Source organism: Colwellia sp. MB02u-9 (genome assembly GCF_014077085.1).
Lineage (GTDB): Bacteria > Pseudomonadota > Gammaproteobacteria > Enterobacterales > Alteromonadaceae > Cognaticolwellia.
Window position 1 is genome coordinate 38,836 of the sequence record NZ_JACGVF010000070.1, and the last position, 25,139, is coordinate 63,974.

The following is a 25,139-nucleotide window of genomic DNA, read 5'->3' on the forward strand; positions in this document are numbered from 1 at the left end:
CTATGGATAAGAAAACATCTCGTTTGCGCAGAGCTAAACGCTCTCGTGCAAAAATTAGCGAGTTGGGTGCGAATCGTTTAGTTGTATTCCGTACTCCTCGTCATATTTACGCGCAATTGATTGCACCAACAGGTTCTGAAGTAATCGCATCAGCGTCTACTTTAGATAAAGAAGTTAGTGCTCAGTTAGAAAAAACAGGCAACGTTGAAGCAGCTACGGCTGTAGGTAAGGCTCTTGCAGAACGTGCAGTAGCTAAAGGCATCACAAGTGTTGCTTTTGACCGTTCAGGTTTCCGTTACCATGGTCGCGTGAAAGCGTTAGCAGATGCAGCTCGCGAAGCTGGTCTTCAGTTTTAGGGGTTGATAATGGCTAATCATAATCAAGAAAACTCACAACAAAGTGATATGGCTGAAAAGCTAATCGCAGTTAACCGCGTTTCAAAAGTGGTTAAAGGTGGTCGTATTTTCAGTTTCACAGCATTAACCGTAGTTGGTGATGGTGCTGGTCGCGTTGGTTTTGGTTACGGTAAAGCACGTGAAGTGCCTGCTGCAATCCAAAAAGCAATGGAAAAAGCGCGTCGTAACTTAGTAACCGTAGATTTGAAGGGTACTACTCTTCAGCATGTCATCATTGGCAAGCATTCTGGTTCTAAAGTTTACATGCAACCAGCTTCTGAAGGTACGGGTATTATCGCCGGTGGCGCTATGCGTGCAGTACTTGAAGTTGCAGGCGTACAGAACGTATTGTCAAAAGCATACGGTTCTACTAACCCAATCAACGTAGTTCGCGCTACTGTATCTGCTCTTGCGAATATGCATTCGCCTGAAGCTGTTGCAGCAAAGCGTGGCAAAAGCGTTTCAGATATCTTGGGGTAATTGAGCATGGCTAAAACAGTTAAAATAACTCAGTTAAAAAGTTCTATCGGTCGTTTACCGAAGCATAGAGCTACATTAAAGGGTCTTGGTTTACGTCGTATCCGTCATACAGTAGAGTTAGAAGATACTCCCGCTGTACGTGGTATGATCAATCAAGTATCTTATATGATTAAGGTGGAGGATTAATAATGCATTTAAATACTTTATCTCCTGCACCAGGTGCTAAGAAAGCCAAGAAACGCTGTGGGCGTGGTATTGGTTCTGGCATAGGTAAAACAGGCGGTCGTGGTCACAAAGGTCAGAAATCTCGTTCTGGCGGTAGTGTACGTCCTGGTTTCGAAGGTGGTCAAATGCCATTGAAACAACGTTTACCTAAGTTTGGTTTCACGTCACGTAAATCTTTAGTTCGCGCTGAAGTACGTTTACATGAACTAAACAACATCACAGGTGATGTTGTCGATATCTTTGCCCTGAAAGATGCTAACCTAATCACACGTAACATTGTCGCGGTGAAAATCATGCTTTCTGGTGATATCACTCGTCCAATTACTGTACGTGGTTTAGGTGTTACTAAAGGCGCACGTGCAGCTATTGAAGCGGCAGGCGGAAAAATCGAGGAATAGTACAGGTTATGGCTACACCAGGAATTGATAATAAAGCAAAGGGCGGCTTGTCTGAGCTTAAACAAAGATTATGGTTTGTATTCGGTGCACTTATTGTGCTTCGTTTGGGAACATTTGTGCCAATCCCTGGTATTGACGCCGCTGTATTAGCTCAGTTGTTTGATCAACAAAAGGGCACCATTGTAGAGATGTTTAACATGTTCTCTGGTGGTGCACTTGAGCGAGCCTCTGTATTGGCACTGGGTATTATGCCGTACATCTCAGCTTCAATCATTATGCAATTGCTTACGGTCATGCACCCGGCAATGGCAGAATTGAAAAAAGAAGGTGAAGCTGGACGACGTAAAATCAGTCAATACACCCGCTACGGCACTTTAGTTCTAGCGACTGTACAATCAATTGCAATAGCAAGAAGTTTACCGGGAATGATGCCAGGTCTAGTAATGGACGCAGGTTTCGGATTCTACTTTGCTGCGGTAGTAAGTTTGGTTACTGGTACCATGTTTCTAATGTGGTTAGGTGAACAAATTACTGAACGCGGTATTGGTAACGGTATTTCTGTCTTGATATTTGCAGGTATAGTTGCTGGTATGCCGTCAGCTGTTGCTCAAACAGCAGAGGCGGCGCGTCAAGGTGAATTGCACTTATTAGTATTATTGCTAATTGGCGTAATTATATTTGCTACTACTTTCTTTGTAGTATTTGTGGAACGTGGTCAACGACGTATTGTTGTTAACTATGCTAAACGTCAGCAAGGCCGTAAGGTTTTCGCTGCTCAAAGCACGCATTTACCGCTCAAAGTCAATATGGCAGGTGTTATTCCACCAATTTTCGCTTCAAGTATTATCTTGTTTCCAGGCACGCTTGCGAGCTGGTTTGGCCAAGGTGAAGGTATGGTTGCTGATTTCCTACAAGAAGTATCAATTGCTATTTCTCCAGGACAGCCGTTGTATGTCATGTTACTTGCCGCTGCGATAATATTTTTCTGTTTCTTTTACACGGCGCTTGTTTTCAATCCGCGTGAAACGGCAGATAACCTGAAAAAATCCGGTGCGTTTATTCCTGGGATCCGTCCTGGTGAGCAAACGTCAAAATATATCGATAAAGTTATGACTCGCTTAACCTTAGCTGGTGCGATGTATATTACCTTTATCTGTTTGGTACCTCAGTTTATTATCATGGCATGGGACGTCAATTTTTACTTTGGCGGCACATCACTACTTATTATTGTAGTTGTGATAATGGATTTTATGGCACAAGTACAGACCCATTTGATGTCACATCAATATGACAATGTACTTAAGAAAGCAAACCTTAAGGGCTACGGTCGTTAGACTGAGTCGTTAGGTAACGGAGTATATAGAATGAAAGTACGTGCATCCGTAAAAAAGATTTGTCGTAACTGTAAAATTGTTAAACGTGCTGGTGTTATTCGTGTAATTTGCGAAGAGCCAAAGCATAAACAACGTCAAGGCTAAATCTTTAAGCAGTAGCATTATGCAGATAAGTCTGTATAATGCCGCTTCGATTTACAAAGAAATGCGGCTGGTTGAGTATCCTAACGGGCTTTTCAACTGGTAAATTTTAATTTAAAAATAGGAGATGTGTTTAGTGGCCCGTATCGCTGGCATTAACATCCCTGATCGTAAGCATGCAGTAATCGCCATTACTGCGATCTTCGGTATCGGAGCAACACGTGCGAAAGCAATTTGTGTTGCAACTGGTATTGCAGAGTCAACTAAGATCAGTGAATTGGACGAAGCTCAAATTGATTTGCTTCGTACAGAAGTGGATAAATACACCGTAGAAGGTGATTTACGCCGTGAAGTTTCAATGAACATTAAACGTCTTATGGATTTAGGTTGTTACCGTGGTATTCGCCACCGTCGCAGTCTTCCTCTACGTGGTCAACGCACTAAAACTAATGCGCGCACCCGTAAAGGTCCTCGTAAGCCAATTAAGAAGTAAGAGGAACTAGATAATGGCTAAAACACCTGTACGTACGCGTAAACGCGTTAAAAAACAAGTTGCTGATGGCATGGCTCATATCCATGCATCTTTCAACAACACAATCGTAACTCTTACAGATCGTCAAGGTAACGCCTTATCATGGGCGACTGCTGGTGGTTCAGGTTTTCGTGGTTCACGTAAATCTACTCCATTTGCTGCGCAAGTAGCTGCAGATCGTGCTGGTAAAGCTGCACAAGAGTTTGGCTTGAAGAATATTGAAGTGTTCGTTAAAGGTCCGGGTCCAGGTCGTGAATCTGCTATCCGTGCTCTAAATGCTGCTGGTTTTAAAATCACCAACATTACAGACGTAACACCGATTCCTCATAATGGTTGTCGTCCTCCTAAGAAACGTCGCGTTTAATCGTACTTTTTTTAGGATTGTTGGAGAAAGAAAATGGCTAGATATTTAGGTCCTAAGTTAAAGCTTAGTCGCCGCGAAGGTACAGATTTGTTCCTTAAAAGCGGTGTTAGAGCAATTGACACTAAATGTAAAATCGAAACAATACCAGGTCAACATGGCGCCCGTCGCGGTCGTTTATCTGATTACGGTATTCAGCTTCGTGAAAAACAAAAAGTTCGTCGTATTTATGGCGTACTAGAAAAACAATTCCGCAACTACTATAAAGAAGCGGCTCGTCTAAAAGGCAATACAGGTGAGAACTTGTTGCAACTTTTAGAGAAACGTCTTGATAACGTAGTATACCGTATGGGCTATGCCAGCACTCGTGCTGAAGCTCGTCAACTTGTTAGCCATAAAGCTATCGTAGTTAACGGTGTTGTTGTTAATATTCCATCTTTCACTGTTAAAGCTGAAGATGCAGTTTCTGTACGTGAAAAGTCTAAAACTCAAGCGCGTATCATCGCTGCTTTAGAATTAGCTGAACAACGTGAGAAGCCAGTTTGGATTGAAGTAGATAACAAGAAACTTGAAGGCGTTTTCAAACGTGTTCCTGATCGTTCTGACTTGTCTGCCGAAATTAATGAACAGTTGATTGTTGAACTTTACTCTAAGTAAAGTTGCACTTTAAGAGAGGACATAATGCAGGGTTCTGTAACCGAATTCCTTAGACCACGATTGGTTGGTATCGAAACTATTAGCCCTACTCGTGCTAAAGTAACTTTAGAGCCATTAGAACGTGGTTTTGGTCACACTTTAGGTAATGCGTTACGCCGCATTCTTTTATCTTCAATGCCAGGTTGTGCTGTAACTGAAGTTGAAATTGACGGTGTACTTCATGAGTACAGTAGTAAAGAAGGTGTGCAAGAAGACATCATCGAAATACTGTTAAACCTTAAAGGATTAGCTATAAGTTTAGAAGGTAAAAATGAAGCTGTTCTTACCTTAACTAAATCTGGTGAAGGCCCTGTAACGGCAGCCGATATCCAACATGATGGTGATGTAGAAATTGCAAATCCAACTCATGTAATCTGTCATTTGACAGGTGATGGCTCTATCAGTATGCGTATAAAGGTTGAAATGGGACGTGGTTATGTTCCTGCTTCAACTCGACGTGATGCCGAGGAAGAAGATCGTGCAATTGGACGTTTGTTAGTTGATGCTTCATTCAGTCCTGTTGTAAGAATTGCCTATGACGTTGATTCTGCACGTGTTGAACAACGTACAGATTTGGACAAATTAGTCTTAGACATGGAAACTAACGGTACGTTAGACCCTGAAGAAGCAATTCGTCGCGCTTCAACTATTCTAGCTGAACAGCTAGATGCGTTTGTAGAGCTTCGTGATGTAACTGAAGTAGAGCCAAAAGAGGAAAAACCACTGTTTGATCCTATTTTGCTTCGTCCTGTTGATGACCTTGAACTTACTGTTCGTTCAGCAAACTGCTTAAAAGCAGAAGCAATTCAATATATTGGCGACTTAGTACAGCGTGCTGAGGTTGAACTTCTTAAAACACCTAATTTAGGTAAGAAGTCTTTAACCGAAATCAAAGACGTTTTGGCGTCTCGTGGTTTGTCTCTGGGCATGCGCCTAGAAAACTGGCCACCAGAAAGCATAGCTGATAACGACTAAGTCGATCATCGTTTTTTAATAGTTGAGATAAGGATTAACTTATGCGCCATCGTAAAAGCGGTCGCCAGTTAAACCGTAATAGCAGTCATCGTAAAGCGATGTTCCGCAATATGGCAAGCTCTTTAGTGAAGCACGGTTTGATTAAAACGACTGTAGCTAAAGCTAAAGAACTACGTATGGTCGTAGAGCCATTGATTACATTGGCTAAGACCGACAGTGTTGCAAATCGCCGTTTAGCGTTTGCTCGTACACAAGATAAAGAAGTAGTAGGTATTTTATTCAACGAACTTGGTGCTCGTTACCAAGATCGTCCAGGTGGTTACACTCGCATTTTAAAATGTGGTTTCCGTACTGGTGATAAAGCCCCTATGGCTTATGTTGAACTTGTTGACCGCCCAGCAGTAGAAGATGCAGCTGAAGTAGTTGAAGAAGTCAGCGCAGAAGCATAATTTAGTACTTGTACTAAATTTATTCTGACGATATTAAAAGCGGAGCTTAGGCTCCGCTTTTTTGTGCGCTAAAATTACTTACCCTAAGATAAGAACATTAGCTAAAGCTTGACCCGCCTAGTAATACCTCGTATAACAATTGTCCATTAATAATAAGGTCAGCCATTATGTCGTCACGAAATCCTATCATCGCTGTTACCGGTTCTTCGGGTGCAGGCACTTCTACGACAACAGAATCGTTTGAGCATATTTTTCGTTCATTGGGCATTACATCAGCAAACGTTGAGGGAGATAGTTTCCATCGCTACTCTCGCCAAGAAATGGATTTAGAAAAGCGCAAAGCGAAAGAACAGCAACTTAAATTAAGTTACTTTGGCGCTGCGGCCAATGATTTTGACGCCTTAGAAAAATTATTTAAAGACTACTCAGAAACAGGTAAAGGCAAAATGCGCCGTTATCTGCATACATTCGATGAAGCTGTGCCTTATAACCAAATGCCGGGTACTTTTACACCGTGGGAAGCTCTGGGCGAGGGTACGGATCTACTTTACTACGAGGGGTTACATGGCGGAGTTGTTACCGAAAATAATGACGTAGCCAAGCATGTTGATCTACTCATTGGTATGGTACCGATTGTAAACTTAGAATGGATACAAAAGATAATACGTGACACTGACAAGCGCGGTCATAGTCGTGAGGCTGTAACGCAAAGCATTGTAAGAAGTATGGAAGATTACATTTCATTTATCACACCCCAGTTTTCGCGTACCCATATTAACTTTCAAAGAGTCCCCACTGTTGATACCTCAAACCCTTTTAGTGCTAAAGCGATTCCAACGTTAGATGAGAGTTTTGTGGTGATTCGTTGCCGTGAATCAAGTCAACTTGATTTTCCCTATTACCTCAGCATGATCGATGGATCATTTATGTCTCGTATGAACACCTTAGTTGTGCCTGGTGGAAAAATGGGTTTAGCGATGGAATTATTATTAACCCCGTTGATTAAAGACTTAATGCTTAAAAAGAGTGAAGCAAACAAACAACTTGATTGGATGAGTGACTTGTAACCCAAGGCTAATACTTTTTAAGCCTGTAACAAATTGTTTGATTTAACCTTTACTGTTCATGTCGCTCTGCTTCTTTTCCCCTTGTGAAACATTTCTTATTTTTACAGGGAGGAAACAATGGGAAAACAATGAGTAGCGACTGAAAGGAGCTCAGGCCAAGCGGTATTTATTACAAGTCGATTAATGCCGGCTAGTATCTAAGCCTTGGTATCTTGATGTTGCCTATTTAATCAGCAAGCTGACTTTAGCATTCAATATAAACAGCTTAAAGCGTTGCTAGGGTAAAAAGAAGGTTACCCTAGCAGCCACAATGATGGCAAATGCGTTACCGGCTAATAACCTCGAAGTCGTGAGTAATATTAACCGACTTATTAAGCATCAATGCTACCGAGCAATATTTATCGGCAGATAAACTGACCGCACGCTCAACATGCTTAGTACCCACATCGTCACCTTGAATAACGAAATGTAAGTGGATATCAGAAAATAATTTTGGCACAGAATCAACACGCTGAGCTGATATTTCAACTTTACAGCTAGTAATAGTTTGTCGTGCTTTTTCCAATATACTCACCACATCAACGGAAGAACAAGCGCCTAGAGATATTAATACACTTTCTAATGGGCTTGGCGCAAGAGCACCTGCGTTCGCATCTAATACAATCGTGTGGCCACTTTCAGAGGTGCCGATAAACATTTCTTCGCCGATCCATTTTACTTGTGCTTTCATTTATATCTTCCTGAGTGTTAAATTCAGCTGAATCTTAACTATTTATAATAACATTAGCTACTAACTCCAATGACATTTGTTGCTGAAATCATATCAATGGCGGCTAGGCAAATCTAAGTCTATTTATATTGTTATCAATGAAACTTTTGTTGATCGCAGGATAAATCAGGCAAATATTGGATCGCCTGTTAATTGTCAATAAAATGATGGAAAAATGTTTAGTTTCACTGTAAATTTATCGCCACAAATTTGTGGTTTTTTCTATTTCTAAATTAAAGGTGAAAAAGTTGTTCTTTAATAAATACTTTCGTTTACACACCCTAGCTATCGCTATAGGTACATCATTTTCTTGCTCATCATCTTTTGCGGCTGCTACAGCCTCTGTTGATGAAAGTTTAGAAACCATTGCAATACTTGGCTCTCGTGTTTCAAGTAGAACAGCAACTGAGTCAAGTTCCCCCATTGATATTATTTCCAGTGAGTCACTAACTAAAGGTGGTTTTAGCGAATTAGGTCAAAGTCTTCAGGCGATGGCTCCGTCATTTAACTTTAGTAGAACACAAGTATCAGATGGCTCTGATTTATTTAGACCGGCAACGCTTCGAGGTCTACAACCTGATCAGACCTTAGTGCTAGTCAACGGCAAGCGACGTCATAATCAAGCCATTTTTGGTTTAAATGGTACCGTTGGTGCCGGTGCTGCCGGCACTGATATGAATGCAATCCCCATGACCGCGTTAAAAAATGTGCAAATACTTCGCGATGGCGCCGCTGCTCAGTACGGCTCTGATGCCATCGCCGGTGTGATAAACCTTGAGCTTAAAGACAGCACAAATGTGACATCGGGCTTTATCCAAACAGGTGCTACAGGAGAGGGCGACGGTGATGTTTTAGTTGCAGGCTTAAATACGGGATTTGACTTAGGCAACGAGGGCGGGTTTATTAATTTAACCGCTGAATATAGAGATTACGACGGCACTAATCGCGCGCAAAAAGATACCGGCGGCAGTTCAACCACGCCACCAGGTACTTTATCTGAAAAGGTACGATGGGGCCAAGGTAATGCTGAATCAAGCTTTAAGTCATTTTTCTATAACGCCATGCTACCCTTAGAAAATATGGAGCTTTATGCTTTTGGCGGATACTCAAATAGAACCGCTTTAGGTAATGGCTTTTACCGTAGCTTTAATGAAGCCGAAAAGAATGTACCCCAAATCTATCCAGATGGCTTTTTACCTAGAATTGATAATGAAGCACAAGATATATCAACAGCATTGGGTCTAAGGGGTGAGCTAAGTGATGATTGGAGTTTTGATGTTTCCGCTACCTATGGCGAAAATGAATATGACTTTTATTCAAACAATACTATCAACGCTTCTTATGCTGCAGAATATCTAGCACTGAACCCTACCGCAAGCGATCAAGACATTGCTAATAATGCCGGCCCAACATCAGGTTACTCTGGTGGCTTTAGGTATGATCAATTAACCTTTAACGCTGATATTTCAGGTCTTATTGAAATGAATAGTGGCGAAACGCTGTTTGTTGCTTTTGGTGCTGAATATCGCCAAGAAAATTATGAAATTGTTGCCGGTGAAGTAGCCTCTTATGCTTGTGGTGCAAATAATAGTTCAACCTCTTCTGCGTCTGTGATCGACAGTAATGTTTTTGCAGGTTGTGGTTTTCAAGCTTATCCAGGCTTAAGACCAGATGCAGCAAATGATGCAGACCGTCACAGCTATGCCTTATATCTTGATCTTGAACAGCAAATAACAGAGCAATGGAACTTAGGCGCAGCATTGCGTTATGAAGATTTCTCTGAAGCTGGCAGCAAGCTCATCGGTAAGTTATCAACGCGTTATGAACTTACAGATAGTTTAGCCGTTAGGGGAGCAGTATCAACAGGTTTTAGAGCACCATCTCTTCAGCAAAGTGCATATACTGCCTATACCACTAATTTAGGTGCAGGTGGCGTGTTATTGTCATCATTCACCGCAACAGCGGGTTCAGCCTTTCCCTCAGCATTAGGTGTAGACAGTTTACAGCTTGAAACATCTAAAAATTTAAGCTTAGGGCTGGTTTATGATGTTAACAGTGCACTGTCGGTATCTTTAGATGCCTATCGAGTAAAGATCGATGACCGTATTACCTTAGGCAGTTTGTTAAATGCTAATGACGTGTCATTTAACACTGAGGCAGTGACGGCGCTAAACGCTACAGGGGCAGTACAAGGTAATTACTTCTCAAATGCAGTGAACTCAACTACCCAAGGGCTTGACCTTGTTATTACTTATCAGACAGAGCTATTAGCAGGTAATTTAGACGTAACGCTCGCGGGTAATTTAAATGAGACTACAATTGATAGTGTAAACTCGCCAGAAGGTATTCCAGAAACTGTCGCGTTAGACGATTTACAACGTAGCTTCTTAACGGATGGACAACCGAAACAACGTGCTACTTTGACCTTTGACTATAGTAACCAAGCATGGAGTGGCGTTATTCGAGCCAATTACTATGGTGAAACTGACATTATGTATTTTGGTAATGATCATATCGGACTACCGGGATTTTTATCACCAACAGGCAGTTTTAAACCGACCAGTGTCGTAGAGTCAGCAGTATTAATTGACGTTAATTTAGCGTATCAGCTTAGCGATACTTTACAATTATCTGCCGGTATAAATAACTTATTTGATAAGACACCCGATGAGCTTGGTGAAGATGAAGTGTTAAACTTCATTACTAATGGCGCCTTTAAATACCCAGTCAGAGCGCTACCTTATGGCTTCGATGGCATGAGCTATTACGCACGAGTAAACTTTAGTTTCTAGTTTCTAGAGTCTAGTTTAGAAAATTACATTAAATTTTATTATTATTAGAGCACTACACAGTAGTGCTCTTTTTATTCAATAACAGCCATAATTTGATGTTTGAATAAGCGCTTGGTAAATAACGGAAATTAATCTAGGCATCTCTTGAGAAAGTGGCCCACCCGACAGGAATCGAACCTGTGACCACACGCTTCGGAGGCGTGTACTCTATCCAGCTGAGCTACGGGTGGTTTTTGACTTGTGTTACATAGATATAACAAACAATAAATTATCATTCAATAAGAATAAAATCATCTAATGATCAAATTGATTGTTAACGCTTTATTAATCAACTTCCCTTTTAGAGACAGTGCTGTATCTAGCTGAAGCATAGGAGCATATTGAAAAGATTTAAGCGCGGCAAATACTATAGATTATCGTCGTTTATGTCTAGAAGATTGCGACATTTATTATGTAAAAACTTCACTTGTGAGTTATTTATGTAAATTAGCTTTAAATACGCTATTAATCTGGCGGCATAACAAGCTGTTTACGCGGTTTTCACTAGGCGAAGAATAGGCCATTACATTAACATAAGATTAATATATTGTTAATGTAATGGGGAAAAAGATGTACTTTCGTCATGAAGATGCCTAAAGTAAAGACCATAATATCTTTTATCTCAAGACCCTATAAGTAAACACTTGGCTATGAAACGACTCTTAATTGTATTTACCTTATCACTTATCTTAATAGCGAAACCGTTATTGGCTCAGTCATATGATACAGAAGTTATCAGCGCTGAACTTTACCGTGACACCATTGAACGTACTGGCAAGCTTGATTACAAGAGAACATTGAGCCTGTCATTTAAAACTAGTGGCTACTTAACGTTACTCAGTATTGACGAGGGCGAGCAATTTAAGAAAGGGCAATTGTTGGCGTCGCTTGATATTACTGAGTTAACAGAACAGAAAAATTCCAACTATGCACAAATGACACAAGCAAAGCGTGAAGTGAAACGCATTAGTGGTTTAATGGATAATCAACTGGCTTCTGAGCGCGATATGGACGCCGCTATCACTCGAGTAGAAATTACTCAGGCGGCTTATCAAGTAGCTTATTATAATTTAGTCAAAGCCAAAATATACGCACCGTTTTCAGGCGTTGTTTTAGCCCGCGATACAGAGCTTGGTGAGTTTCAAAGCCCAGGCCATCAAGCACTGAAAGTTGCCAAGCTAGACTGGGTGGTAAAAGTGGCACTAACGGGCCAAGAAATTAGCCAAGTTCGATTAGGTCAAAAAGCCAGCGTCGCTTTAAGTCAAACCGGTATTGTTGAAGGCATTATTAGTAAAATCCCTGCCATGGCTAATGAAAGCAGCCACTTATTCATTATTGAGGTTTTGTTACCGAAAATAAAAATAACCTCAGGTATGATCGCGGGACAACTTGCCAAAGTTAGCATCGCTTTTGAAAGTGACAAGTTTGTTTATCAGCTGCCAATCGCAGCACTTGTTGCTGTTGATGACGAAGATAAAGCCATTTTTATTGTACAGTCATCAGATAATTCAGTTTTTAAAGAGCAGAGTTTCCAAGTCTTCCAGATAGACAATGATTATGTCTACTTAAAAGCAGTGCGTAATAGCCAACCTTTAAAAATAGTCACTAAAGGTTGGCAAAATATCGTCGTGGCTGGAAATTAGTTATTATGCAGCTCCCTCGTATTGCCATAAAAAATGCTCAGTTTACCTTCACTATTGTTGTGCTGATGGTACTTGTTGGCATTGTTTCCTATTTTCATATGCCTCGTTCTGAAGACCCTCAATTTGATATTCCAATTACCTTGCTGGAAATTATCTACCCAGGCGCGTCACCTACTGATATTGAAACCTTAGTGGTTGACCCGCTTGAAGAAGAATTTTCTGATATTGAAGGCATTAAAAAAATTGAGTCACAAATTAAAAATGGTGGTGCCCGCATCGAGGTAACTTTTTTATATGGTAGCGATCCAAATACCGCTTATAACGAAGTTAAACAAGCGGTATCAACGGTCAAGCCAAGCTTACCTCAAGGTGTACAAGATCTCTTAGTGTTAAAAGCAACACCCACTAGTGTGGCTATTATTCAGTTGGCGCTTTGGAGTGAAACCACTGACTATAAAAGTATGGAATTTCACGCAAAACAGCTTGAAAAACGTTTAGAAGCTATTGAAGCGGTAAAAAAAGCCGATATATGGGGTTATCCCACACAAGTGGTTGCCGTAGATTTAAACCTTGAAATGTTAAAACACTACGGCATTAGTATGCTCACCATTAATAGTTTGCTACAAAAACGGGCTATTAACATCACACCCGGTTTTGTTGACGCTAATACACGGCGATTTAACGTTAAAACCAGTGGTAACTTTCAACATATTGACGAGCTTAACAACACAGTGGTATTTTCGAATGACACGGGCGTTATTCGTTTGAAAGATGTCGCCAGTGTCGGTTTTTCTAGTAGAGAGCCGAGCTATTTGGCGTACTATGATACCAAGCCTGTGATATTTTTGACGGTAGAGCAAAGATCAAATACCAATATATTTGCGCTCACTGAAGCCATCGATGAAGAAATATTGGCGTTTAAACAAACCCTGCCTGACACCATTAAAACAGCCATGCTGTTTAAACAATCTGACGGTGTAGAAAATCGCGTTAACGGCTTTTTTGATAATTTATGGCAAGGTTTAGTACTGGTCGGGCTAATGTCATTAATATTTTTAGGGTTACGCGAAGCTATTGTGGTCATCATTGCCATCCCATTGTCTTTCTTAATTGCTATTGGTTGGCTCGATTTTGCCGGTTTTGGCCTGCAACAAATGTCTATCGTGGGGTTAATTATTGCCTTAGGTTTGTTAGTTGATAATGCCATTGTCGTCACAGAGAGTATTCACCGGGAAAAGAAAAATGCACCAACGTTGGCGCAAGCCTCGGCAGTAGGCACCAGTAAAGTCGGTTGGGCCATTACAAGTGGCACAGTAACGACCATGTTGGCTTTTTTACCCATGCTTATGCTGGCGAGCGACACAGGTGATTTTGTGCGTTCGATGCCAGTGACTGTGGTATTGGTACTGTTGGCGTCTTTGCTGATTGCCCTAACACTTACCCCCTTACTGGCCAGTAAATTTTTTAGTCAAAAACCCAGTAAAGTTAAAGCGCTACAACATTATGCCAACCTATTTGCTGAGCGCTATTATGTTGGGTGGCTAGGTCGTTTAATGAATATAAAAATTATCATGTTAGTGCTCGCCTTCGTCGCCTTATTTGCTATGGCATCTCTCTTTGGGCAAGTAGGTGTGAGCTTATTTCCGAAAGCTGAAAAAGCAATGTTGTTAATTGACGTTGAAACACCGGCTAATTCATCATTAGATTATACCAACGATGTTATGCACTCGATGACCGCATTTATTAAAACTCAACCCTATGTTGATAAAGTTGCCCTTAATGTTGGTAGCTCTAATCCCCGTATTTATTACAACGAAATTCCTAAACGTGGTGTAGCAAGTTATGGTCAAGTGCTATTGGTATTGCAGTCATATGATGAAACAGCAGTAAATACTTTGGTCAAAGCGTTACGAGCAGAATTTTCACAATGGCATCAAGCAAAAATTACTGTGAAAGAATTTACTCAAGGCCCGGTGACTGATCAGCCGATTACCGTTAGATTGATCAGCGAATCCTTATCTGATCTTGAAGAGGTTGCCGATGATTTACAAAGCCAAATGGCTGCAATTGAAGGTGTGATTAATATAGATAACCCTATTGGTATTGCCAATACTGAATTAGCCTTAGCGATAGATTATGATAAAGCGGCACTGTCAGGCATTGACATAAATCAGTTGGATAATAGTATTCAAACCGCGCTCTCAGGCACATTTATTGGACAATTTAATGATGTTAATGGTGAAAACTATCCTATTTTAGTACGTCGGCCTAAAAGTGGTTTAACTGGGCTTTCTGATATAACGATTGTTAATCAACAAGGAGAGAGTATTCCTTTAGGCCAGTTTGTTGAGATAAAATTGCAGAAAGGCCGGACAGATTTTTTTCATTATCAAAAGTTACGTATGGCACGTGTATCAGCTGATGCAGCCCAAGGTTATTCTGTGCAAGCAATCACCAGTGAAGTGGTTAACTACCTAGACAAGTATACATTGCCAGCAGGTATGTATTACCGCTTAGGCGGAGAAGAAGAGTCTCGACAAGAGTCTTTTTCCGGCCTATCACAAATTATGTTAATAACCGCTATCGGTATTTTTGCTATTCTAGTGTTGCAGTTTAAATCATTTTCACAGCCACTGATCATTTTTACTTCAATACCTTTTGCTATGGCAGGCGCAGTATTTGGCTTGTATTTAACTAACCTGTCATTTTCTATGATGGCTTTTATTGGCTTGATAAGCCTCTTTGGTATTGTGGTTAATAATGCCATTATTTTAATCGACACAACCAACCGAAATTTATCAACAGGTTTAGATAAAAAACAAGCTATTTTATCTGCCAGTGCCACGCGTTTTACGCCGATATTATTAACAACAATGACGACTATTGGCGGTTTATTACCCTTAACACTTTTTGGTGGCAGTTTGTGGCAACCCTTGGGTGTCGTTATTATTTCTGGCTTATGTGTCTCGGCTATTGCGAGTTTTATCATTGTGCCCATACTCACCGAGTTATTTACAAAAACAGGCCCTTCAAGAAAGATCAAAGCATAATTTATGGATTTTATTGGTTTATTAGGCTTCTCTTTAGCCGTCGTGGTCTATGTATTACTCGCACTGCTGATTATTGCTGCCCGTAACCGCAGCTTAATTGCACAGGCGGTATTATTTTGTACCTTAGTCACGTTAAGCAGTAATCTAGTGGCTGCCCTACAAATTAAATTAGGTTATGGCCTGCAATGGGCTATGTTAGCAGATGGCATTAAAATAGCCTGTTGGTCGTTATTAATTATTTTATTTAATACTGAACATCGTGACTTTAAAGCACTGATGAGCAATTACACCGTTCGCCAATACCTTGGTGTTTGGCTACTGTTGATGTTGGGCTGTTGGCTAGCAAGCTACTGGTTAGATTCCGCCTACAAATATATATTCTTGCTGTTTATCGTGCTTAATTTGTGGATATTGGTGTTGCTTGAACAGCTTTATCGCAATGCTAGCCGACAAGTGCGTTGGGCTATTTGGCCCTTGGTCGTCGCTCTTGCCAGTGTTGCTATATTTGACTTTGTGCTATATGCACAAGCCGCCATGGTTGATGGCATTGATTTTAACTTTTGGTTTAGCCGAGGTTTCTTAGCGCTACTTGTTGCACCACTTTTATTGATCAGCATTCGCCGTATTAACAATGGCGAAGTGCGTATTTTTGTCTCTCGTCACGTTGTTTTTTACAGCTCAATGCTAATGATAGCAGGCGCTTACTTACTGCTAATGTCATTTACTGGTTATGTTATAAATTACCTAGGCGGACAATGGGGTGATTTAGTTAGCATTGGCTTTTTAATGCTCAGTGGTATTGTCCTTGTTGCTTTGCTGATTACAGAGTCTTTGCGCCGTCGCGTTAAAGTTTTTATTGCCAAAAACTTTTTTGCCAATAAATATGAATATCGCGACGAGTGGTTAAATCTGATTGAAAAAATCGAAACGGCTAGCGGCGAAAGTCATTATCAAATGGCAACACACATTATGATGTCTAAAGTAGATGCTTCACGTGGGGCGATCATTAAAAAGTTTACCAACCAACAATATCAAATTCAATACAGCGATGGGCTTGAAATCAATGAAGAGATAGAAAAACAGCTTTTGGAGGTTGGGCTATTCTGCCACCAAAAAGGTTGGATAGTTGACGTAAATGAATACGAAAACTCTCCTTTGCTTTATCCTGAGTTAACCTTAGATGTTGCGCTATGTCGGTCTAACAAGATTCAAATTATAGTGCCAATATTTATTGGCAAAGCATTTTATGGCTTATTTTTACTTGCTGATGAAAATGAACTCAAAGGATTAAATTGGGAGGACAGAGATTTATTATTTGCCATATCTAAACAACTTGGCAATTTTATTTCACTCTATGAAGCCACCGATAAACTCAGTGAATCAAAGCAATTTGATGCCTTTAATCGTATGTCAGCATTTTTGGTACATGATCTGAAAAATGTTCAGGCGCAATTAGCCTTAATTACGTCAAATGCCGAAAAGCATCGCAATAATCCTGAATTTATTGATGACGTTTTTGAAACGGTCGAGTCAGCAACACAAAGGCTAGAAAAAGTATTGTCTCAACTGCGAAAAAAACAGATTGAGCAGTCTTCTCATAGCCAGACAGATTTAGCTACAATCGTTAAAAAAGTTGTTTCGCAATGTAATCAAAGCTTACCAAGGATTGAATTTGAGCAACAAGGTAGTTGTGTGACTTATATAGATAGTGAATCTTTTCAATCTGTTATGCATCATTTGATACAAAACGCACAAGAAGCAACAACAAAGGATGGTTGGATAAAAGTATCCCTTATTGAAAAAAAACGTACCATTAGAATTATCATTGCAGATAATGGCTGTGGCATGAGTGAAGAGTTTATTAAAAGTCGATTGTTTCGACCTTTTGACTCAACCAAAGGTAATGCTGGCATGGGCATCGGAGTATTCGAAGCAAAGCAGTTTTTTGAAAATATGGCAGGTATTATCAAAGTAGCAAGTACGCCTAAACAGGGAACAGTTTTTACTATCGATCTGCCATTAAAATTAGCGGGCGCAATAAGCGGTCAAGATTTACTATAAGGATCCAACTAGCATGGAAAAGTTGTTAATCGTAGACGATGATAAAGGCATCCAAAAGCAATTAAAATGGAGTTTATCTGATTACGATGTTGTACTCGCAGGCGATCGTGAAAGCGCGATTGCTGCGGTTCGCCGTCATGAACCTAAAGTTATCACCTTAGATTTGGGCTTACCACCCGATGCAGCTAACGCGTCAGAAGGTCTAGCTGCATTGCAAGAAATTTTGACTATTGCACCTCATAGTAAAGTTATTGTCATCACCGGCAATGATGATCGAACTCATGCGTTAGCAGCGATTTCTGCTGGCGCGTATGACTTTTATCAAAAGCCGATTGAAACTGACGTGATTAATGTCATTGTTTCTCGTGCATTTAGTTTGGCAGCCATTGAAGAAGAAAACCGGAAAATGCGTGCGGTTGCCGGCAGTGACATGGGTATTATTGGCAATAGTGAGAGTATTGAACGTTTGCGCATGATGGTAAAACGTATTGCTCCAACCAGCATAACGGCTTTACTGTTAGGCGAAAGTGGCACCGGTAAAGAGGTAGCGGCTAATGCTGTGCACTTAGCGAGTGATCGTAAAAAAAAGCCTTTTATTGCGATAAATTGTGCCTCTATTCCAGAGACTTTATTAGAAAGCGAATTATTTGGTTTTGAAAAAGGCGCTTTTACTGGCGCGCATCGGACCACCAAAGGAAAAATTGAATGTGCAGAAGGCGGGACATTATTTCTCGATGAAATTGGTGATATGCCCTATAGTTTACAAGCCAAATTGTTACGCTTTTTGCAGGAAAAAAATATAGAGCGTCTTGGCGGCCGACAAGAAATTTCAGTTGATGTCAGAGTTGTTTGCGCGACAAATCAAAATCTTGAACAGATGGTTGCTGATAAGACCTTTCGAGAAGATTTGTTTTATCGTGTGAGTGAAATTACATTAAATATTCCGCCGTTACGTGATCGAGATGAAGACGTCATCATCCTTGCACAGTACTTTCTTCAACATTATGCTATCGAATATAAGCGTAACGTTAAAAGTTTCTCTGAAGATGCATTAAGCGCGATTAAAGCGCACAAGTGGCCAGGTAATATCCGTGAGTTACAAAACAAGGTGAAAAGTTCGGTTATTATGACGACGGGCACACAGGTAACCGCCATGGACTTAGGTTTCTTTGATCATCAAGATAAAAGTTTTGCACTCTCACTTAATTTACGTGTAGTACGTGAGCAAGCTGAATCAATCGCCATTCAAAAAGCCTATACACTCTCTGACGGCAACATGTCCAAAGCAGCTGATTTGCTTGGTGTAACTCGGCCAACACTTTATTCATTAATAGAAAAGTATGGGTTAAAAGTTAATGGTTAAATGTCATTTAACTTGATGGACTAAAATTCAACCTACATTGACCCCAGGGGTGATAATCTCCCTTGGGCAATTTTTTTGTAGGTCTGACTTCAGTCCGTCAATCGTTAAGCGCGCGATGAACGTGATAAGCCAAAAAATATTTGCAGTGGTTATACTTAATCGATTGGCATTTAGCTCAACCCAAGCAGGGCAATTTTTTGTAGGTCGGACTTAAGTCCGTCAATCGTTAAGCGGGCGATTAACGTGATAGGCCAAAAAAATTAGCAGTGGCTACTACCTCATCGATTGGCATTTAGCTCAACCTAGGCAGGGCAATTTTTTTGTAGGTCGGACTTCAGTCCGTCAATCGTTAAGTGGGCGATTAACTTGATAGGCCAAAAAACATTCGCAGTGGTTATTACTTCATCGATTGGAATTTAGCTCAACCTACACTTAACCTGCGTAGGCAAAGCTATAACCATAAGGTGGATTATTTTTGAGTGCTCTCGTCTGTATTGGTGTAAATACGGCTTTTATGTTTGAGTATTTTATCAACATAACGAGCCATTTTTATTTTTTGTTTTATATTACCTTCCAGTATTTCTTCTACTTCTCTTAATATCTCTTTAATGCTTTCCACTTTTTCTGAAGAATTTACCACAACTTGACTTGGCTCATTACTGGCCAGCTCTGCGGTATTTAGTGAGCCGGTAAGTTCAACTGTCATTTCTTGCGCAACCTCATTAATCGCATCAGTGTCTATACTTTTAAGTTCCTCCAAAAAACCAAATAAAAGTAAGCGGTCGACAAAAATATTTATCTTTCGTGGCACACCGAGGGTTTTCTCATGAATGAGGTCAAATGCCGCATTGGAAAACAAATCATCTTTAATACAACCGGCCTGCTGCAAGCGATGATTTATGTATTCTTTCACTTCTGCTTTTGATAAAGGTTTCAAATGTGCAGAAGCAATAATACGTTGGCGAAACTGCTCCATATTAGGCGCTTGTATAATGCCTTTTAGTTCTTCTTGGCCAAGTAAAAAGCTCTGTATTAAAGGTTTATTATCCAGTTGGAAATTAGACAACATACGTAACTCTTCAACGGTTTCACTCGGTAAGTTTTGCGCTTCATCAACAATTAATAAAGCTCTTTTTCCTTGCTGATGTAATCTAATCAGAAATTTTTCAATGCCTTGCAGTAAATCTGCTTTGCTATTACCAATAACAGAGATGTCAAATTCTGAAGCGACTAATTCGAGTAACTCCTGAGGATTTAGTTTAGTGGTAACAAGCTGAGCTGCTACGATACTTTTATCACATAAGTTATTTAATAAATTGCGGGCGATAGTAGTTTTTCCAGTACCTATTGGCCCAGTAACCACGATAAATCCTTCACCTTGATCTAAGCCATATTGAAGGTATGACAGGGCTCTTTGATGATGACTAGAAGCAAAAAAGAATCTCGGATCGGGACTTAATTGAAATGGTCTTTCTTTAAAACCATAATAACTTTCATACATACGACTAGAAGCCTTTGGTAATTTTGGCGCTAACGCGGCCTTCTTCATAATTGAGCGGAGCATTGCCAGAGCTTCTGTTTAGATAGCTCACAGCGACATTAAAAGACAATGCACTATTTAAGGATGTTTCGTAGTCTAGTTGGTAACGTCGATAACGATCGGTTCGCTCAAATTCGGTATCAAGTTGTAAACTAGTTTCAGTGTAAGATAAATTCAAACTAACGTTAGAACGGCCACTGACTTTTCGCTTTATGCTTAAACTTGCTGAGCTCAATTCGTCTTCAATACGGGTGTCGAGATTTTCGCGATTTTGCTGATTCGCATTAAAAGTAATCGTTGTGCGCGGCAGTGTCAGTGAAGAGTTCCAGCTAAGCGTTTTATTAAGTGAAAAAACGTTATCTTCTACTAAAGTAAAATCTTGAATTGCCAATATCACATAGTCCTGACCGTTAGGGTCATTAGGATTGTCAGGAATAATAGTGTCACCCTCACTGAGAATACACTCCTCTATTAGTAACGAATTATTATTAGGACATAAATAAAACCCGACTATGTTAGCCACAAAATTATTACGAGTTAAGGTCTGAATATCTTCAACATAACTAATGGTGTTGGTTAAACGCCTATTTCTATGTGTTAAATCAAGGCCATAACTATTACCATAAAAGCGTTCAGAAAAATTTGCGGATAGTTTGGTACGGGTTGATGGTTGCCATAGCACCGCAGCATCAACATAGGCTTTTTGTTCATCGCCATCAATATCGAGTTTTTTACCAATCGGCTTATTATAGGAAGTATCGAGACGCAGTCGGGGAGAAATTAACCAGCGTACACCTACACCATATGAATTTGATTCTATTGAACGATTTGAATTATTTAAATCACCACTATTGTCTTCATTATAGTAGCGAACAAAAGGATTGATTTTATAGTCAGTGATTAACCCTATTATGGCTTCGCTTTGGCTCTGTTTACCATTCCGGTTATTGTTGCTTAGCTTTTGATAATTATGCTCTAGTGACCAAAAGGCATGTCGAGCGCTTGTGCCGTTGGTACTGTTGATATTGGCAACTACACCTTGACGATTACCAATGTTATCTTCTGAATTGGTTTGACGATAGCCCAGAGTAGAATTCAAGATAAAATCACTATTATCAATATTATACTCAAGGCCACCGTTATAGGTTTCTACTCGCACAGTATCGGCTGAGACGATATCTGCTAAGGCATTTCTACTGCGATTACGGGATTGGTTTGAAATGTTTGCAGCACCAAAAAGTACAAGGCCGTTAGGCCAAAGCTGCAACCGTAAATCACTCGCTATCGTGTGGTAGTCATTATCAAGTTTATGATTATGGCTATAAAGTGCATAACGACTTTGCGACGACAAAGTGAATTTTGCTTGTTGTGCGGTATAACTGGTTTTTATATTAACCCCAGCTTGGCTTACTAAGCTAGACTGTTGATTATTAGAAACTAAACTAACATTGTCAGTATAAGTTTCATCAAGATTAATGCTCGGGTCAAATTGCCAATCACCTGAAAAAGCAAAGTTAGAGTAAATCAATGCTAAAAAAACAGTCGAGAGTTTAGTTTTTTGTGCCATACCCATAGCCGTAGCCGTAGTAGCCATACAAATCCTTATGAGATCTTATTGCTTTATTAAGTACCAGCCCCAAAGCTAAATTTTCGTTGAGGTGTTCAGTTGCCGCCTGTATATCAACAATTGAGGTTTTTGATTCCTCAACAACAATGATTGCTTGCCCCATTAAATTTGCTAATACCAGTGTTTCTGTGACGCCAATTAATGGCGGGCAATCAAAAATAACGATACGATCGGGATAACGATTAGCCAACTCATTAGCCAATGTGGCCATTTTCTCACTGGCTAATAATTCGTTAGACAAATGATGTAGTTTTCCCGCCGGTATTAATTTCAATTTATTAATATCGGTATTGTAAATGATATCGCTTACCTGTTCTGTTTTACCCAGTAAATAATCAATCATACCAAGCTGTTCTTCGATACCTAATTCACGCATAACACTTGGCCGCAGAACATCTGCATCGACAAGCAATACCGTTTTATCTTGTTCAAGCGCTATACTTAACGCTAAGTTAATTGCAACAAAGGTTTTACCTTCGTTGGGTTTAGCACTACTGACCATAATTAAATTACTATGGTGTAGTGTTTTTGCCGCTTTACCAAAAGCATTGTTCAGCAGTATTCGCTTGATTTTACGGAATTCGTCTTTGATACTTTTTCGGGTACCGTTATCAATCAGATAACCGCGCTCTGCTAAAGCTATTTTATCCAGGGTTAATTCGTGCTTTGGACTTGCGTCAATAGGCTCGTTAATGCTCTCTTCTTCTAGCGGATATTGAGCCTCCTTAACGGAGGTTTCTAAACTTTTCTGTTGTTGTTTTGCTCGCGCTTTTTCGATAATACTCATAAATTATAAAATCCCTCTGATCGGCGCTAATATGACATTGGGTGCAATGGCATAGAGCATAAAAAATGCCAGCATGATGAAGAGCACACAATTAGAAATAATAAAAATTAGGGTTTTTCGTTTATGCCAACGCTGCAAGCCAAGATTTTCTGTGGCTGACACCACACCAAAGACAGGAATGCCTGTAATTTTTGCTACCTGGCTACTAGAGGTAACCACAGGGTTAACCTGACTAAATAACAGTGATAAGCCAACACCAACGCCAAAAGCAAAAACAGTCGAACCCACTAGAAATAGCATGCGTTTGGGCCCAACGGGTGCAGTTGGGGCTCGAGGTGGGTCAATAACTTTAAATTGTATTGGGTTGGTTGTTTCATTGGCTTGTTGAGCTAACAGTGCTGTTTCTTTGCGGTTGAGTAATTGTTCATATTTTTCTTTTGTAATATTATAGCCACGATTCAATGAGGTTAACTCTGCTTCAATTTCTGGCAAAATGTGAATTTTGCTTTCAAGCTCTTTAACTTGCCGGCGATAATCATTTGCTCGAACGGTAGTTGATGCCACTTGATTTTCTAACTGATTCACTTGTATTTGCAATTGTTGTATAACGGGGTTTTGGCTGCTTAAAAGCTTACTGCCATCGTCATTTTTAGTACTACTTAAATATTCATCAATTTCTTCACTGCGTTTATTATTTAAGTGAGCCAGTCTGCGTTTAACTTCTTTAACATCTGGGTGCATTTCAGTGTAGCGTAATTGTAGTGAATCTAAATTTGCTTCTAATTCAGCAATACGATCGTCATAAGTGGTTTGAATACTATAGGAATTCTTAATGTTATTTTGAGCATTACCGCCACTGGACGGAGAAGAGCTTAATTGCGCTTTCGCAGACTTTAATTGAGTCTCTAATTCACGTAAACTTAAATCAATTATTTTTAGTTGCTCTTTTACAAGATTTAACTTTTGATAATAGCCGCCATATTGACCGGGTAACACACCACTATATTTTTGTTTAAAATCGGTCAACCTAGACTCAGATGCTAATAAACGATTTTCATAGTCTTTGATCTGGGTATCTAAGAATTTTTGTGCTGAGTTGGAATCGTTTCGATTTTCACCTAACGTATTCTCAATAAACACAGTTAATGCCGAATTAACGACATTTTTTGCCATTTCAGGATCTTTATCTAGATAAGAAATGGTAAAAATATTATCTGCGCGACCACCCGTTTTTCTAATCGTAATATTAGATTTTAAGCGATCAATTAATGACTCATAAGCGGCAGGCGTAGTGGCTTGCACATCTAAATCTGTCATACGCGTTATGCGCTCTAGATTTGGGCGACTTAACAGCGTTTTAATCATTAAGCGGATTTGTGTTTCGGGATTTGTTTTAACCGTTAAACCTTTTAACAACGGACCCAGGATAGATTGAGTATCTACGTATATACGGGCTTCAGACTCATATACATTATCGAGTTGAGCAATATAAACCCACGCTAACGGGCATATTAACCAAGTTGATATGATAATAAAGCGACGCTTAAGCCAAATCCCTTTAAGGTAATCTATAATTTGTTCTATAATTTCTTGCATGCCCGGCCTCTAAAACAGGTAAATAAAGCTATTACGTTTAAAACCATGTTTCAGGTATTACAATAATATCGCCAGGTAATACATCAACATTTGCTGATATTTCCCCATTTTTAATTAGGTCTTCAATAAATATGTCATATTGTTTTTGTAGACCATCTTCTATACGAACTAATATTGCCCCGTTACCATTGGCAAACTCAGTTAAGCCACCAACGCGGATCATAACGTCTAATAAGGTCATATGTTGAATGTAGTTTACTGCTTTGGGCTGGGCTGCTTCACCAATAATGCGAATTTGCTCACTGAAGGGGCCAACAAAATTATTGACCGTTACGGTCACAACAGGTTCTCGCAAATAGGTAGCAAGTATTTCTTCAATTGAGCGGGCAAGTTCCGTGGGTGTTTTGCCTGATACGGGAATATCTTCAACTAGCGAAGTGGTGATCATGCCATCAGGACGGACGATAAACGTGCCGGAAACCTCAGGATTACGCCAAACAAAAATATTGACCACATCGCCGGCACCAATTAAATATTTGTATGAGTCAACATCAACAGTGTTGGACGGGTGAAGCTGTGCAGGAGGTAATGTAGGCGAACTACATCCGGTTACAATATAACCTAGTGCAAGAAATATAAGTGCTTTTAATGTATTAGTCATGCATTTTTCCATGGTATTAACCTTCTTATTTACAACCGTTTTTTATATAAGCAATCAGATTGTATTTGATTTTTACATCTGATGCACATTATTTAATATATTGTAAAGATATTGTAAATCAAGTGCATTAAATATACTAACATTTGCACATACTAATC

23 protein-coding genes and 1 tRNA gene are annotated in these 25,139 nt (G+C 39.9%); 17 read left to right on the plus strand and 7 right to left on the minus strand.

Annotated elements, in window-relative coordinates; genetic code table 11:
• The first annotated feature begins 2 nt into the window (after nucleotides 1-2).
• The 12 genes from rplR (at nucleotide 3) to H4J65_RS03855 (ending at nucleotide 7,053) form a co-directional block, all read left to right on the plus strand.
• Nucleotides 3-356, plus strand: coding sequence for a 50S ribosomal protein L18 (gene rplR / locus H4J65_RS03800; protein ID WP_182137241.1), 354 nt, complete (start codon nucleotides 3-5; stop codon nucleotides 354-356).
• Between the two features lie 9 nt (nucleotides 357-365).
• On the plus strand, nucleotides 366-875 hold the full coding sequence (gene rpsE, locus H4J65_RS03805; RefSeq protein ID WP_146877772.1) for a 30S ribosomal protein S5: 510 nt from the start codon (nucleotides 366-368) through the stop codon (nucleotides 873-875).
• Nucleotides 876-881: 6 nt separating this feature from the next.
• Nucleotides 882-1,061: a 50S ribosomal protein L30 gene (rpmD, locus tag H4J65_RS03810; protein ID WP_182137242.1), complete on the plus strand. Its 180-nt coding sequence runs from the start codon at nucleotides 882-884 to the stop codon at nucleotides 1,059-1,061.
• A 2-nt stretch (nucleotides 1,062-1,063) separates the two neighbouring features.
• Nucleotides 1,064-1,498, plus strand: coding sequence for a 50S ribosomal protein L15 (gene rplO, locus H4J65_RS03815; RefSeq protein ID WP_182131650.1), 435 nt, complete (start codon nucleotides 1,064-1,066; stop codon nucleotides 1,496-1,498).
• A gap of 8 nt (nucleotides 1,499-1,506) precedes the next feature.
• Nucleotides 1,507-2,832 (plus strand): preprotein translocase subunit SecY, encoded by a 1,326-nt coding sequence (secY, locus tag H4J65_RS03820; RefSeq protein WP_182137243.1) that lies wholly within the window; start codon nucleotides 1,507-1,509, stop codon nucleotides 2,830-2,832.
• A gap of 30 nt (nucleotides 2,833-2,862) precedes the next feature.
• Nucleotides 2,863-2,976 (plus strand): 50S ribosomal protein L36, encoded by a 114-nt coding sequence (gene rpmJ, locus H4J65_RS03825; protein ID WP_182137244.1) that lies wholly within the window; start codon nucleotides 2,863-2,865, stop codon nucleotides 2,974-2,976.
• A gap of 133 nt (nucleotides 2,977-3,109) precedes the next feature.
• Entirely contained in the window at nucleotides 3,110-3,466 is a 357-nt protein-coding gene (rpsM, locus tag H4J65_RS03830) for a 30S ribosomal protein S13 (RefSeq protein ID WP_182137391.1), read from the plus strand.
• Nucleotides 3,467-3,479: 13 nt separating this feature from the next.
• Nucleotides 3,480-3,869 (plus strand): 30S ribosomal protein S11, encoded by a 390-nt coding sequence (gene rpsK, locus H4J65_RS03835; protein ID WP_076420861.1) that lies wholly within the window; start codon nucleotides 3,480-3,482, stop codon nucleotides 3,867-3,869.
• Nucleotides 3,870-3,902: 33 nt separating this feature from the next.
• Nucleotides 3,903-4,523 (plus strand): 30S ribosomal protein S4, encoded by a 621-nt coding sequence (gene rpsD, locus H4J65_RS03840; protein ID WP_146877767.1) that lies wholly within the window; start codon nucleotides 3,903-3,905, stop codon nucleotides 4,521-4,523.
• A 24-nt stretch (nucleotides 4,524-4,547) separates the two neighbouring features.
• Nucleotides 4,548-5,537 (plus strand): DNA-directed RNA polymerase subunit alpha, encoded by a 990-nt coding sequence (locus tag H4J65_RS03845; protein ID WP_146877766.1) that lies wholly within the window; start codon nucleotides 4,548-4,550, stop codon nucleotides 5,535-5,537.
• A 41-nt stretch (nucleotides 5,538-5,578) separates the two neighbouring features.
• Nucleotides 5,579-5,986, plus strand: a complete 408-nt coding sequence (gene rplQ / locus H4J65_RS03850) for a 50S ribosomal protein L17 (protein WP_182137245.1) — start codon at nucleotides 5,579-5,581, stop codon at nucleotides 5,984-5,986.
• A gap of 167 nt (nucleotides 5,987-6,153) precedes the next feature.
• Nucleotides 6,154-7,053, plus strand: coding sequence for a phosphoribulokinase (locus tag H4J65_RS03855; protein ID WP_182137246.1), 900 nt, complete (start codon nucleotides 6,154-6,156; stop codon nucleotides 7,051-7,053).
• A gap of 325 nt (nucleotides 7,054-7,378) precedes the next feature.
• Here the strand turns inward: H4J65_RS03855 and H4J65_RS03860 are convergent, their stop codons facing one another.
• A complete protein-coding gene (locus H4J65_RS03860; protein WP_182137247.1) occupies nucleotides 7,379-7,783 on the minus strand; it encodes an OsmC family protein in 405 nt (134 codons plus the stop codon).
• A gap of 287 nt (nucleotides 7,784-8,070) precedes the next feature.
• On the opposite strand from H4J65_RS03860, the gene H4J65_RS03865 reads away from it, so the two are divergent.
• Nucleotides 8,071-10,614 carry a TonB-dependent receptor domain-containing protein gene (locus H4J65_RS03865; protein WP_182195657.1) on the plus strand — a complete coding sequence of 848 codons (2,544 nt, stop codon included), beginning with the start codon at nucleotides 8,071-8,073 and terminating at the stop codon, nucleotides 10,612-10,614.
• A gap of 153 nt (nucleotides 10,615-10,767) precedes the next feature.
• On the opposite strand, the gene H4J65_RS03870 is transcribed toward H4J65_RS03865, so the two are convergent.
• Nucleotides 10,768-10,844, minus strand: a tRNA-Arg gene (locus H4J65_RS03870).
• A gap of 459 nt (nucleotides 10,845-11,303) precedes the next feature.
• Between H4J65_RS03870 and H4J65_RS03875 the strand changes: the two genes are divergently transcribed.
• From H4J65_RS03875 to prsR, 4 genes are read left to right on the plus strand one after another with little or no spacing between them, the layout of a single operon-like run.
• A complete protein-coding gene (locus H4J65_RS03875; RefSeq protein ID WP_182195662.1) occupies nucleotides 11,304-12,296 on the plus strand; it encodes an efflux RND transporter periplasmic adaptor subunit in 993 nt (330 codons plus the stop codon).
• A 5-nt stretch (nucleotides 12,297-12,301) separates the two neighbouring features.
• On the plus strand, nucleotides 12,302-15,346 hold the full coding sequence (locus H4J65_RS03880) for an efflux RND transporter permease subunit (RefSeq protein ID WP_182195666.1): 3,045 nt from the start codon (nucleotides 12,302-12,304) through the stop codon (nucleotides 15,344-15,346).
• Nucleotides 15,347-15,349: 3 nt separating this feature from the next.
• The gene (prsK, locus tag H4J65_RS03885; RefSeq protein WP_182195669.1) at nucleotides 15,350-17,407 is read left to right on the plus strand and encodes an XrtA/PEP-CTERM system histidine kinase PrsK; all 2,058 of its coding nucleotides are present in this window, start codon (nucleotides 15,350-15,352) and stop codon (nucleotides 17,405-17,407) included.
• 13 nt (nucleotides 17,408-17,420) lie between these two features.
• Nucleotides 17,421-18,770 (plus strand): PEP-CTERM-box response regulator transcription factor, encoded by a 1,350-nt coding sequence (prsR, locus tag H4J65_RS03890; protein WP_182195672.1) that lies wholly within the window; start codon nucleotides 17,421-17,423, stop codon nucleotides 18,768-18,770.
• 469 nt (nucleotides 18,771-19,239) lie between these two features.
• Here the strand turns inward: prsR and H4J65_RS03895 are convergent, their stop codons facing one another.
• Genes H4J65_RS03895 through H4J65_RS03915 form a run of 5 tightly spaced genes read right to left on the minus strand, consistent with a single transcriptional unit; the run spans nucleotide 19,240 to nucleotide 24,981 of the window.
• Nucleotides 19,240-20,271, minus strand: coding sequence for an XrtA/PEP-CTERM system-associated ATPase (locus tag H4J65_RS03895; protein ID WP_182196037.1), 1,032 nt, complete (start codon nucleotides 20,269-20,271; stop codon nucleotides 19,240-19,242).
• 4 nt (nucleotides 20,272-20,275) lie between these two features.
• Complete coding sequence (locus H4J65_RS03900) at nucleotides 20,276-21,904, minus strand: TIGR03016 family PEP-CTERM system-associated outer membrane protein (RefSeq protein ID WP_182195675.1); 1,629 nt, start codon at nucleotides 21,902-21,904, stop codon at nucleotides 20,276-20,278.
• On the minus strand, nucleotides 21,861-22,724 hold the full coding sequence (locus H4J65_RS03905; protein WP_182137254.1) for an XrtA-associated tyrosine autokinase: 864 nt from the start codon (nucleotides 22,722-22,724) through the stop codon (nucleotides 21,861-21,863). The genes H4J65_RS03900 and H4J65_RS03905 overlap by 44 nt, the downstream gene beginning before the upstream one ends.
• Before the next feature lie 3 nt (nucleotides 22,725-22,727).
• Nucleotides 22,728-24,320 (minus strand): XrtA system polysaccharide chain length determinant, encoded by a 1,593-nt coding sequence (locus tag H4J65_RS03910; protein WP_182195678.1) that lies wholly within the window; start codon nucleotides 24,318-24,320, stop codon nucleotides 22,728-22,730.
• A gap of 37 nt (nucleotides 24,321-24,357) precedes the next feature.
• The gene (locus H4J65_RS03915; RefSeq protein ID WP_259367507.1) at nucleotides 24,358-24,981 is read right to left on the minus strand and encodes an XrtA/PEP-CTERM system exopolysaccharide export protein; all 624 of its coding nucleotides are present in this window, start codon (nucleotides 24,979-24,981) and stop codon (nucleotides 24,358-24,360) included.
• Nucleotides 24,982-25,139 lie beyond the last annotated feature (158 nt).